12 protein-coding genes are annotated in these 12,023 nt (G+C 67.3%); 5 read left to right on the plus strand and 7 right to left on the minus strand.

Annotated elements, in window-relative coordinates:
• Nucleotides 1-9 precede the first annotated feature (9 nt).
• Nucleotides 10-936 carry an alpha/beta fold hydrolase gene (locus ACFQ9R_RS08940; RefSeq protein ID WP_378989795.1) on the minus strand — a complete coding sequence of 309 codons (927 nt, stop codon included), beginning with the start codon at nt 934-936 and terminating at the stop codon, nt 10-12.
• Between the two features lie 212 nt (nt 937-1,148).
• Between ACFQ9R_RS08940 and ACFQ9R_RS08945 the strand changes: the two genes are divergently transcribed.
• Nucleotides 1,149-1,856, plus strand: coding sequence for a TetR/AcrR family transcriptional regulator (locus ACFQ9R_RS08945; protein WP_378989796.1), 708 nt, complete (start codon nt 1,149-1,151; stop codon nt 1,854-1,856).
• A 46-nt stretch (nt 1,857-1,902) separates the two neighbouring features.
• Here ACFQ9R_RS08945 and ACFQ9R_RS08950 read toward each other — a convergent pair whose 3' ends face one another.
• Complete coding sequence (locus ACFQ9R_RS08950; RefSeq protein ID WP_378989797.1) at nt 1,903-3,825, minus strand: acyl-CoA dehydrogenase family protein; 1,923 nt, start codon at nt 3,823-3,825, stop codon at nt 1,903-1,905.
• A gap of 106 nt (nt 3,826-3,931) precedes the next feature.
• On the opposite strand from ACFQ9R_RS08950, the gene ACFQ9R_RS08955 reads away from it, so the two are divergent.
• Entirely contained in the window at nt 3,932-4,558 is a 627-nt protein-coding gene (locus ACFQ9R_RS08955; protein ID WP_378989799.1) for a TetR family transcriptional regulator, read from the plus strand.
• A gap of 57 nt (nt 4,559-4,615) precedes the next feature.
• On the opposite strand, the gene ACFQ9R_RS08960 is transcribed toward ACFQ9R_RS08955, so the two are convergent.
• A complete protein-coding gene (locus ACFQ9R_RS08960; RefSeq protein ID WP_378989800.1) occupies nt 4,616-5,653 on the minus strand; it encodes an alpha/beta fold hydrolase in 1,038 nt (345 codons plus the stop codon).
• Between the two features lie 199 nt (nt 5,654-5,852).
• Nucleotides 5,853-6,650: an SAM-dependent methyltransferase gene (locus ACFQ9R_RS08965; protein ID WP_378989801.1), complete on the minus strand. Its 798-nt coding sequence runs from the start codon at nt 6,648-6,650 to the stop codon at nt 5,853-5,855.
• Between the two features lie 171 nt (nt 6,651-6,821).
• Between ACFQ9R_RS08965 and ACFQ9R_RS08970 the strand changes: the two genes are divergently transcribed.
• Nucleotides 6,822-6,953 carry a hypothetical protein gene (locus ACFQ9R_RS08970; protein ID WP_378989802.1) on the plus strand — a complete coding sequence of 44 codons (132 nt, stop codon included), beginning with the start codon at nt 6,822-6,824 and terminating at the stop codon, nt 6,951-6,953.
• Between the two features lie 207 nt (nt 6,954-7,160).
• Complete coding sequence (locus ACFQ9R_RS08975) at nt 7,161-8,390, plus strand: cytochrome P450 (RefSeq protein WP_378989803.1); 1,230 nt, start codon at nt 7,161-7,163, stop codon at nt 8,388-8,390.
• A 48-nt stretch (nt 8,391-8,438) separates the two neighbouring features.
• Here the strand turns inward: ACFQ9R_RS08975 and ACFQ9R_RS08980 are convergent, their stop codons facing one another.
• The 3 genes from ACFQ9R_RS08980 to ACFQ9R_RS08990 are packed head-to-tail and all read right to left on the minus strand — an operon-like array spanning nt 8,439 to nt 11,343.
• Complete coding sequence (locus tag ACFQ9R_RS08980; protein WP_378990013.1) at nt 8,439-9,662, minus strand: cytochrome P450; 1,224 nt, start codon at nt 9,660-9,662, stop codon at nt 8,439-8,441.
• 2 nt (nt 9,663-9,664) lie between these two features.
• Nucleotides 9,665-10,093, minus strand: coding sequence for a roadblock/LC7 domain-containing protein (locus tag ACFQ9R_RS08985; RefSeq protein ID WP_378989804.1), 429 nt, complete (start codon nt 10,091-10,093; stop codon nt 9,665-9,667).
• A complete protein-coding gene (locus ACFQ9R_RS08990) occupies nt 10,093-11,343 on the minus strand; it encodes a sensor histidine kinase (protein WP_378989805.1) in 1,251 nt (416 codons plus the stop codon). The genes ACFQ9R_RS08985 and ACFQ9R_RS08990 overlap by 1 nt, the downstream gene beginning before the upstream one ends.
• A gap of 425 nt (nt 11,344-11,768) precedes the next feature.
• Here ACFQ9R_RS08990 and ACFQ9R_RS08995 point away from each other — a divergent pair, with 425 nt between their 5' ends.
• Nucleotides 11,769-11,927, plus strand: a complete 159-nt coding sequence (locus ACFQ9R_RS08995; RefSeq protein WP_378989807.1) for a hypothetical protein — start codon at nt 11,769-11,771, stop codon at nt 11,925-11,927.
• Nucleotides 11,928-12,023 lie beyond the last annotated feature (96 nt).

Consider the following 12,023-nt stretch of genomic DNA (forward strand, 5'->3'; position numbering starts at 1 on the left):
CATTCGTCGTTACTTGGGCTGAGCTTGGATGAACGCGTCGGCGTAGCCGGCGATCGCGGCGGGGTCGGAGTAGGGCAGCCAGTGCCCGCGCGACAGGTCGTGGCGCACGACCTGATCGGCCCACTTCGCGGTGTCGTCGTAGCCCGCGGGGCGCACGGCGATGTCACGGGTGTTGACCAGCAACTGCACCGGCACGGTGGTGCGTCGTTCCCGTGGCCCGAACATGCGGGCCAGGATGTTGGCCCGGTAGAAGCGCAGCCCCGAGATCATGTCCTGTTTCAGGGTCGGCGCCAGCGAGATCTGCTCCGCGGAGGTGCCCTCGACCGCGCGAAGGAACAACTTCCAGACCTTCTCGGTGCCCACGAGCCGGAAGAACAGGTCCGGCAGGATCGGCAGCATGAAGAAGGTGGTGTAGGCCGAGGACAGGCACTGGCTGAGCGCGCCCCAGATCCCACGCGGGGTTCCCGACAGCACACCACGGCGCATCCAGGTGGCCAGGTGGTCGAGGTTGGGGCCCGAGATCGAGGTGAACGACGCGACGTACTGGTCCGCGCCCGGTTCGCACACCGCTTCCCAGACCTGGACCGAGCCCCAGTCATGGGCCACGACGTGCACGAGTTCGGTGGGGCTGACGGCCTCCACCACGGCGAAGAAGTCGGTCGCGAGCCGGTTCAGCTCGTAGGCCGACACCTGGGTCGGCGCGCTGGATTGGCCGTACCCGCGGGTGTCGTAGGAGATCACGCGGTATTTGTCCGACAGCAGCGGAACGACGCCGTCCCAGAGGTGATGGGTATCGGGCCAACCGTGGACGAGAACCACCGGAATGCCGTCTTGTGGGCCGAATTCGTAGACAGCGAGTGAAATGTCGCCGTTGCGCACCAGATGCGTTCTGGATGACGCTGCCCCGGGAGTGTGGTTTCCGGTTTCGCGCGTCATACGAGACTCCTTCCGGCACGGGGCTTCGTTGCTCCGTGCGCAATCAATAGTACCGCCGGTACCATTTTCTGGTACGCGTAGTACCGGGAATATCTTGAGGATCGGAAAGGCCGCTGTCAACACCCCCTCGGAGTCCGCCCGCGATACGGCGGCCTGTGCCTCGCCGGGCGCCGCTATCCTGGCCGTACGCGAAGGGCGGATCAGGGAGAACAGTGACTACATCGTCTAGACCGGCTCGCCGGTCGCCCGTACGGTTGCTCACCCGCGAACAGGTCATCGCGGGCGCGGTGCGGTGCATCGACCGCGACGGACCCCAGCTGAGCATGGAGGCGCTGGCTCGCGAGATGGGCGTCGCCAAACCGCGTCTGTACCGCATGTTCGCCGACAAATCCGAGCTCGACGGCGCGGTCTCGGACTGGCTCGTCGCGCAGATCTACGCGGCCGTCGCGCCGGATCTCTCGCTCATCATGCAGCCGCCCAGGGTCACGATCCATCGGTTCCTCACCGCCTACGCCGGGGTCATCGCCGAACATCCCGACGTGTTCCGGTTCCTCGTCCTCACCCAGAGCGTCTCGGGCGCCGACCCGGACGCTCGCCCGTTGGACATCGGTCGGCGCCTGTCGCACGATCTGGCCGAGCGCAGCCGCAGTGTGCTGTCCTCGGTCGCGCTCGATACCGACGGTATCGATCATCTGCTGCGCGGCATCGTCGGATTCGTCATGGCCGTCACCGACCTGTGGCTCGACACCGATCCCGTCCCGCTGCCGGACCCGACCGCACTGTTCGTCGATCGGACGACCAATGCCGTCGTGCAGTTGTTCGACGGCTTTCTCCGCGAGAAGGGCGTCGTCATCAAGCCCGATATGTCGGTGGCGGCGACTCTGGCCACCATCACCGAGAACGCGCCGCCGCCCGACTGACCCCGGTTGCCTCCGCGCGATGCACGGAGGCAACCCCGTTGCTGGATCAGGCCTTCATCTCGTAGGTCCCGGCCAGCGCGCGCGCCCTGCCGAGTACCCGTTCGAAACGGGATTCGTCGAAGGCAGGCCGGCGAACCAGGTCGAGGGCCCGGCGCTGCTGGGTGGGGGTGGCGGTCGGCTTGTTGTGCAGGTTGAGCGCGTTCGCGGAGAAGGTCCGCACGAAGCCGTCGAAGATCTGGTCGATCACTGCCCGGTCGGTGTCGTCGATGCGCGCCTGCTCCAGCACCAGTTGCGCGTAGGGCACCGCGGTGAACAGCTCACCGAACGCGAACAGGAAGTCCACGTCCTTCTGCTGCGACGAGGTCGGGGCGGCGACCGCGAGCAGCGCCTGCAGCGCGAGAACCTGCTCGAGGAACACCGCCACATTCGCAACGTCGCGGAAGCTCTCGAACACCGGGCGCCAGTCCGCGAAGCGAATGCGGCCCAGGCCACTGCTCGGGCCCTGCCGGAACAGGAACTCGTCGTCGGCGGTGTCGTGACGGGAGGGCACCGGAGCGTAAGCGGCGCTGGCGAATTCGGCACGCAACGGCTTCACGACCGCGCCCAGACGCGGGGTGATCTTGCGGCTCGACCACGTCAGGGCGCCGGCGACCGCACGAGTGGCTCCCTTGGGTGCCACCGAGGCACCCGGCAGCGACTGCATCGCGGCCAGACCGGCGTCGGCGGGGTGGAACATGTAGTTGGCCATGAACTTCAGCGACAACGCCATGTTCACGTGGACGGTGCCCTCCAGTCGCGGCAGGCCGAACATGGCCGTCATCGCGACCGGGAAGTACATGTCGTTCTCGAACCCACGCGCGGCGATCACGTCGGCGAGATCTTCGATCACGCGCTGGCCCTGCCGGGTTACCGACATCTTCTCGATGGCGTTGAACAGCAGGTAGCGGCGGTCATCGGGCGAGGCCGAGCGCATGTAGTCCACCGCACGTGCGCTGTAGAGCTTCATCGCGGCGATGCGCGCGTAGGAATCGGTGATCAGCGCCCGCACCTGGGGGAACTCGGTGACCCTGTGCCCGAACAGAATCCGGTTCTCGGCGTGGTTGATCGCCTCGTAGAAGGAGTGCTCACAGGCGCCGACCGCACCGAAGCCGAGGTTGAACTTGCCCACGTTGACCGTGTTCATCGCCGCGTGGAACGCGTCCTCGCCACGGTGGAGGATGTCCTCCTCGGCGACGGGGTAGTTCTCGAGATCGAATGCCGCGACATAGATCTGGCTGTTGACGACATTCTTCTTCAGCTTGTACGCGTCGTGCTGGGAGTCGGCGACGAAGAAGAGATACCCCTCGTAATCCTGCTGCGTCGGCTTGCCCCGCAGTGCCGCGGCGCTGTCGATGATCGGCTTGTCCGAACGGCGCCCGAACACCGAGACCATCGAGGCCAGGTTGCCGTTGCCGATGTAGTGCTTGCCGCCGGTCGCGGTGTAACCGCCGTCGGGCTGCGGGTCGACGATCATGTCGGTGGAGTACACGTCGGCGCCGTGTTCCTTCTCCGACAGGCCGAACGCGAAGATCTCCCCGGAGTCGAGCTGGGCAGCGGCCTTCTTCTTGGCCACGGCGTTGTCGCTCTGCCAGATCGGGCCGAGGCCCAGGATGGTGACCTGCCAGACGTACCAGTAGGTCATGCCGTAGAAGCCGAAGATCTGGCTCAGCATGGCATTGCGCGCGGTGTCCCAGCGCTTGTCCGGGTCACCGGCGGCCTCGGCCGCCGGGGTGAGGAAGGTGGCGAACAGCCGCTCCTTCTTGGCGAAGTCGAGGAAGTCCGACGGCCAGACGCGGGACCGGTCGTCGTCGAGCAGCTGGGTCTTGCCGCGGCTCTCGAACCAGTCGACCGTCGCGCGCAACAGCCGGCGCGTCTGCGGGTCGAACTGCGCGAAGTCGGCGGTGTTCGGGTTGAAGAAATCCTGGGGCATCGTCGCTCCTCTTGCGGGCGTCCAGCACGGTCGGACGGTTCATTCGCCACTGTAGCATTTTCGTACATCAGTGTAGGAATGCCGAGGTGGTTGCTATGGTGGGCGCATGGGTAGCGAGACGGCACTGCAGCGGCGAGGGCGGGCCGCGCACCTCGGCCCCGAGCGGCGCAGACCGCAGGTGCTCGACGCGGCGCTCGCCATCGCCGCCGACGACGGCATCGCCGCGGTCACGATGGGCGCGGTCGCCGACTACATGAAGGTCACCCGCCCGGTGATCTACGCCTGCTTCCCCGACCGGGTCGAGCTGATCGACGCGCTGATCCAGCGCGAGGAGAGTTTTCTGATCTCGGGTGTGCTCGACGTGTTGCCGCCGCGCGCGACCAACGCCGACGAGACGGTGTTCGTCGAAGGTTTCCGCACCCTGCTCAACAAGGCGGCCGAGCGCCCCGATGCCTGGCGCCTGATCTACGGCAACCCCGATCCCGCCGTCGCCGGTTCCTTCGGACGTGGTCGTCAGCTGGCAGTCGAGCGCTGCACGGCGTTGCTCCGGCCGACGTTGCTGGCCTGGGGAGTCGACGACGCCGAACGCAAATTGCCGGCGCTGGTGGAGTTATGGGTCTCGGCCGCCGAAAGCGCGGTCCGCACCCTGTTCGCCCACCGCGACGAGTGGAATCCCGATGACCTCGGCGCCTTCGTCGGCTCGGCGGTCTACCGCGCCATGCGCAGCGCGTGACGCCCGCGGCGTAAGCGGCGCGCGGGGGTGCGATCGATCGACCCCGGGGCCGTCGGGTCAGTGCGTGGGTGAAGGTGTGCGGGTGGACAACCGCACACTGTCGAGGAAGTCCGCGATCGTCGCCCAGGTGGTGTCGCGGGCGGTGGGGCCCGCGATGATGCCGAGATGGCTTCCCGGGACCTCGGTGAACCGAACCCGCGCCGCGCCGGTGAGGACCCCGATGCCTGCCGCGACCGATGCCGACGAGGCCAGCGCGTCCTTGGTGCCGCCGATCAGCTGCGTCGGCGCGGTGAGTCCGGTCAGATCGATCGCGCGATGCGGGCCCAGATGCACTGTGCCCTTGAACATTTCGTTGCGGATGATCAATTGCCGGTAGGCCTGACGATAGAACCGGCCCGGGTAGCCCGGCATGGTGTCCATGAACCGGTCCACCGATTGCATGCGGGCCAGTGCCTCGGTGTCGGCGATATTGCGGGCGATGTACCAGGGCTTGGTGAGTTCGCGGTCGATCGACTGGATGCGGAAACCCGCCCGCACCCCGTACTTCGGCACGCCGCCTGCCACGCGGACCGGCACGGTGACCTCGCGGCCGCCGGTGAGCTGCCCGAATTTGCGGGCCAGCGAGATCTGACCGTTGCGGCGCTGATCGAACGGGGTTCCCACCGCGGTGACCGAACCGATCGGCAGGTCGGCGTGCCCGGCGGCGGTGAGCACGCTGATGGTGCCGCCGAAGGACCAGCCGATCAGGTCGACGGGGGAGTGGCTGTTGTCCGCGCTGACCGCCTCGATCGCGGTGGGCACGATGTCGTCGACCCATTCCTCGAAGCCGAGATCGCGGTCCGCGTAGGTGATCTCGCCGTAGTCGAGCACATAGACCTCGCGTCCCAGCTCGAGCAGGAATCGCACCAGGCTCTGGCTGGGTCGCATGTCGTAGCAGGAGATCGTCACCGCCAACGGCGGCACGAGCAGCACGGGATCGCCGGTGGCGGGGGTGGAGCGCCGGTAGCGCAGCAGCCTGCGGTGCGGTTCGTCGTAGACGATGTCCGACGGCGTCGGCGCGTACGGCTCGACGCCGTCACTGAAGAGCGCAACCACGTTGCGCAGTGCAACCGACAGGGGGCCCATGTAATTCTCCGGAACGTCGAGACGGTGGGAGAAAACTAACTGTAACTCCCTGTATCACCATATCTTGTCCCTGAGGCTTCCTCCGAATCCGCGGGCGATCCACGCGGCCGCGCCCCATGCGAGCAGGGCTCGGATGGGGCGTGTCGCGGGTGGCGGACGGCGGCGTGGGTCAGGGTTTGCGGGCGACCGCGCCGTACGCCGAGATCGGGAGGACCTGGCCCACCTCGGCAGTTTCCGGACGCCACTGGGTGATCGAGACGACGCCCGGTTCGACTACTTCCAGCCCGTCGAAGACACCGCGGATCTGGGCCTGCGGGCGCGGGACATACGGTGTGCCGCCGGTGCCGGTGTAGTTCTCGCACAGGGTGACGTAGGCCTGGCTGTCGTCGGTGCCGTCCCAATAGATCAGGTAGCTGCCCGAGGGCACTGCGCCGACCACGGTGCCCACGATGCGCAGCAGGTCGTCATAGGTTTTGGCGTGACCGAGAACACCCATGAACATCACCGCGATCGGCTCGTTGAAGTTCAGCACATTGCGCGCGTCGGCGACGATCTGTTCGGGGTCGTGGAAGTCGGCGTCGATGTAGGTGGTGACGCCTTCGTCGGTGGTGCTGGTGAGCAGTGCGCGCGCGTGGGTGAGCACCAGAGGGTCGTTGTCCACGTAGACCACCTTGGCGTCCGGGGCGACGCCCTGGGCGACCTCATGGGTGTTCTGCATCGTGGGCAGGCCGGTGCCGATGTCGAGGAACTGCTTGATGCCGCGTTCCTTCGCCAGGAAGCGGACCGCCCTGATCAGGAACTGCCGCGACTGCACGGCCATGGTCGAGATGTCGGGGTCGACCGCCAGCCCGGCGTCGCCGGCGATCTTGTCGATCTCGTAGTGGTCTTTGCCGCCCATCCAGTAGTTCCAGATCCGTGCTGAATGGGGGATATCGGTCCTGATCATCGGGGTCTGCACGTCGGCCATGAGCCTTGCTCCTCTGCAACTTTGACAGTGGCGCGCCCACCCAGGGGAGAACCACCAGCGACATAGCATCTGATCTGGCTGCGACAGTACAAGATTGGCACTGAAACGGTCGGGTCAATCCGTGAACGTTCACCGCTGCGTGCGACGGCCGGAATCGGGTAAAGCCGCTCCATGACGACACTGCGCAGGAATGCTGTAGCCACCGTGTCCGTCGCCGCCATCGATCTGATGTGTGGCGCGCAGGCCGATCCGGACACTCCCATCCGGGAAGCCGATCTGACGGGTGTTCTCGTGCCCAAGTGACACCGGAAGCCCGGTCCGTGGGTATCCGTTCCGGCAGCGCCGATAGTTCGATCTCACTGTGTGATCCCCATTCCAAGTGTTCACTGCGACAGAGACGTTCGGCCGGTAGCATCGCTAACGGCCCGTAAGGGCTAGTCCAGCAAGATGTTTCGCTGCGACCTCGGAAGACGGGGTCTGCGAGGCGCCGGGTGATCGAGAGGTTTCACAATGGAAACGGTGACGAATCGGGTCGTAATGGACCCGACTGGGCAAGACATTCAGGGTGAGAACCTCGAGATCAGGTCGCATGGTCCCGCCACCAGGGTCGAGCTGCCGGGTGGGGTGCAGGCATGGTCGATCACCGACGCCGCGCTGCTGGAGAAACTGCTCGTCGATCCCCGGGTCTCCAAGGACGCGAGCCAGCACTGGCCCGCCTTCGTCGCCGGTGAGATCCCCCCGGATTGGCCGCTGTACCTGTGGGTTTCGGCGCCGAACATGTTCACCGCCTACGGCAGCGATCACCGCAGGCTGCGCAAGCTGGTGGCGCCGGCCTTCACCGCGCGGCGCACCGAGGCCATGCGCGCACAGGTCGAGCGCATCACCACCGAACTGCTCGACGAGCTGGCAGCCACCCCGGCCGGTCAGACCGTGGACCTGCGCGAGCAGTTCGCCTACCCGCTGCCGATCCAGGTGATCTCGGAGCTGATGGGCGTGCCGGAATCGCTGAACCCCGGCCTGCGCACCTGCATCGACGGCATCTTCGACACCTCGCTCACCCCGGAGCAGTCGCAGGCCAACTACATGGAGATGTACCGGATCCTCGGTGAACTGGTGGCGTTGCGGCGCGAACAGCCCGGCGACGACATCACCAGTCTGCTGATCGTCCAGCGCGACGAGGACGAGGGCCAGCTCACCGAGGAAGAGCTGGTCGGCACGCTGCTGCTGGTGATCTCGGCGGGTCACGAGACCACCGTGAATCTGCTCGATCAGGCCATCACCGCTCTGCTCACCCGGCCCGATGTGCTCGCGGGCGTGCGCGAGGGCACGATCACCTGGCCCGATCTGGTCGAGGAGACGCTGCGATTCGAATCGCCGGTCGCGCATCTGCCGTTGCGTTTCGCGGTGGAGGACATCGACATCGACGGTGTCCAGTTCGCCAAGGGTGACCCGATTCTGGCGAGCTACGCCGCGGCCGCGCGTGACCCGAAGCTGCACGGCGACACCGCGGACGAGTTCGATCCCACGCGCGAGAAGCAGTCGCACATGGCATTCGGCTACGGCGCGCACCACTGCCTCGGTGCGCCGCTGGCCCGCCTCGAGGCACTGGTGTCGCTGCCGGCGCTGTTCGAGCGGTTCACCGAGCTGAAGCTGGCCGCTCCCGTGAGCGAACTGGGCACTGTGCCCAGCTTCATCTCCAACGGCCATCGCCACCTGCCGGCCTACATCCACGGCGCGTAGCGCCGAACTCGCTAGGCCGACCCGCGCGGGTCGGCCTAGCGAGCGGATTCAGTTGCCGGGCACCACCAGCGGTGCGGTGCTCGGGAACACCACCGGCAGGCCCGCCAGCGCCCGGTGGAAAGGCCCTGGCCGCCAGACCAATTCCTCCGGCGGCACCGCGAGCTCGAGTTCGGGCAGCGCGTCGAGGAGCTGGTCGATGGCTTCCTGGGCGATCAGGTAGGCGGGGGACTTCGCCGGGCAGCCGTGCGGGCCGGTGCTCCACGCCAGGTGCGCGCGGTTGTCGAGGAAATCGCCGGTCCCGATCGCGGGATCGTTGTTGCACGCGGCCATGCTGATGACGACCGGCTGATGCGCGGGCAGCCACACATCGTCGACCAGGATCGGCTGTCGCGGATACGTGGTGCAGAAGTTGGCCATCGGCGGGTCGGTGTAGAGCACCTCGTCGAGTGCGTCGCGGGTGGACAGGCTACCGCCGAGCAAGCTGCCCGCGAATCGCTGATCGGTGAGCATCAGCCGCACCGTATTGAGGATCAGGTTGAGCATCGGCTCGATCCCCGCGCCGTACATCGTGAGTACCTGGTTCATCAGCTCCTCGTCGGTGAGCCGCTGCGGATGCTGTACCAACCGGGTCGTCACGTCGTCGCCGGGTTCGCTCTGCTTGAGCCGCACCAGGTCGTAGAGCGCGTCCTCCATCATCTGCGTACCGCTGGCCGCGGTGTCGCCGCCCTCGAACATCTGCGCCATGCCGGTCGCGATGTGCCCGCCGATATCGGCGGGCACACCGAGCATCGCGTTGATGGTGGCGAAGATGACAGGAAAGGCATACTGGCTCAACAGATCCGCGCGGCCGTCCGCGCAGAAGGAGTTGATCACCGGCATCGCGATCTGCTCGACGGTGCGATGCAGCTGGTACAGGTCGACACCCGCTAGGCCCGCGACGGTGACCTGCCGGTGGCGCGTGTGCTCGGCGCCGGCGGTGCGGATCGCGTTGGGGCGGTAGCGCATCATCGGCAGGACAGGGCAGTCGGCGGGGATGTCGCGCTGCCACATCTTCGGGTCGGCCGGAAAATGGTCGGGATCGTTGAGAATCTGTACCGCGGTGCGGTAGCCGATCACGAGGGTGGCGGGGACCCCGGGCACCAGATCGACCGGTACCAGCGAACCGAAGCGGTGCCGCATCTCGCGGTAGGTGCTCTGCGGGTCGGCGGCGAATTCCGGCGAGTACAGCGGCACCCGGTCCTGGCCGCTGCGCGAGTCCGGCGAAACATCCAGTGTCACAGCGAGTACTCCTGAGTCGAGGATCGGTGCCTCGGCGACGCGCCGAGTTCGTGGCCGACCCTGGCGGCCAGCTCGTTCATGCGATGGGCGATGAGCGCGAGGTCCACATCGCCGGTGGTGGCGACGCCGAGCAGGGTGCCCGCGCCCGCGGCGGTGATCAGTACCATGCCCTCGTCGTATTCGGTCATGTTCTGGCGCACGGTGTTCGCCAGTCCGCCGCAGAACTCACCGAGCACCTTGCCCAGCGAGCGCAGCCCGCACGCGGCGGCCGCGAAACGCTCCGCGTCGTCGATGGAGATGGCGCCCGAGTGCGCCACGCGTAGGCCGTCCTCGGATAACAACACCGCGAAGCGGACGCCGTCGAGCGCCAGGTCGTCCAGCAGCCACGCGAGGCGGTTGGTGCTGTTGGAGATCGGAGTACTCATCAGCTGTCGTGCCCTTTCGTCGAGCGTGCGGCCGCGGCGCGGCCGTGTCTGGAGCCGCTGTGCCAGGCCGCCGCGAGCTCGGGGCGCGCGAGCACCTCGCCGGTGTCGGCGCGCTCGTCGGCCGGGGCCACGGTGCGGCGCGTGCGTTTGGGCAGCCCGCCGGTGGTGCGGTCGAGCTCGGCCACGTCCAGCTCGGGCGCCGACGCGCTGATCTCGGAGACAGGTGGTGGTGGCGCGACCGGTTCCGGCGCCTCGGCATGCTTGGGCCGGTGCACCTCGGTGGCGGTGACGAGCAGCGCCGCGGGAACGAACACCATCGCCCTGGTGCCGCCGTAGATATTGGGTCCGTCGACATAGGCGGCGAAGCCGTAACGGCGCGCGAGCGCGGCGACACCGGGGAACCCGACCCGCGGTGACGGGCCGAGGGCGTTGATGTCGACGACGCGCTCGCCCGAGAGCACCTGGCGCGCCTCCTCCATCTGCTCGTGGCTCATCCGCACGCCCGCGTCATCGATGATCACGGTGACCCCGTGATGGCCCTGCTGGTAGGAGATGTCGACGAACGACGACGGCGGCGAGTAGCGCAGCGCGTTGTCGAGCAGGGTCGCGACCGTGTGCACCAGCGGCTCCACCGCCCGGCTCATGACCACTAGTTCGCAGTGGCCCGTGCGCACGCGCAAATAGTCGCGCACCCGGCCGGTGGCGCCGCCCACCACGTCGCCGACGGTCTGTTGCGGCCAGCGCCTGCCCGGCAGCCCGCCCGAAACGATGACGTAGGCCTGGGCCTGACGGATCATCTGCTGGACCGTGTGGTCGATCCGGGTGAGCGTCGCGTAGACCTCGTCGTTGCGGTTCTCCCGCAGCGCGTTGCTCACGACCTGGCCCACGTCGGCGCCGAGACTCACCACGGTGGTGCCGAATGCGCGCACGGCGTTGCTGGTGGCGGCGCGGGCGTCGGCGGAGACCTGGGCGCGCGTCGCCTCGTGGGCCGCCTCGACCTGTGCCACGGTGCGCTGTTCGGCCGCGCGGTCGGCGAGTGCCGCGTCGTGTTCGCACGCCCGGAGTTCCTCCGCGTGGGCCAGCGACATCTGTTCCATCGCTGTGTTCTTGGCGTGGAGATCGCGCTCGGCCGCCGCCAGGCGGGCGCGGATCTGACGTTCGTTGCGCAGGGCCTGCAGCGCGACAGCGACCGCGCCGAGCAGGACCAGTGTTGCGATGGAGAACAAGAAGACCGCGAGCGTCGGAGTCATCGGTTCCTTTGTCGTCTGTACCGACCGAAGAGCCGTGGTGGCCGGGTCCTCGCCGGTCTCTCCGACGAGACTTCTCGCCGCGACCAGCCCTCACACCGAGTGCGCCGCACCACAATTGGGCACCGCGCACGTGAGTTCGGTCGAAACCGGACTCGCTGCCCGGCGTTTCGGCGATGCGGACACGTTAGCAGTGCGAATCGCCGAGTGCACGAAACGGGTTGCTGCAGAACGTGACTCGCATTGTCGTGGAGAGCCGTGAATTGATACCGACGGTTGATCCTCGGCGTGTACGGTTGAACGCATACAGGTCAGCCGTGGACCAGCGGCGACCAACGCGTCGTCGCCGCACCCGGCCTCGAGTCCTGGCTCATCCTTCTCTCGTCTCCCCGCTGCGGCGCCGTCGATCGATTCGAGGAAGAACCTGCATGACCAGCGATCTCGACGACGACCCGTCCGACGTGCCACCCGCAGACCCCGAGGAAGAGGACCCGACCGTTCATTGGCCCGAACCGAGCCCGCTGCAATCGTGGTGGACCGACATCATGGGCGCGAAGAAACCACGCCGGTTCGGTCAACAGACCTGACCTCGGCAGCACGACCCCAGGGCCGCACCGTTCTCGGTGCGGCCCTTGTCGTGTGCGGGCTGTGTTCGCCGGGGTATTGACCTGGACGCGGTGTCC

It is taken from the genome of Nocardia sp. NPDC056541, assembly GCF_042794235.1.
Lineage (GTDB): Bacteria > Actinomycetota > Actinomycetes > Mycobacteriales > Mycobacteriaceae > Nocardia.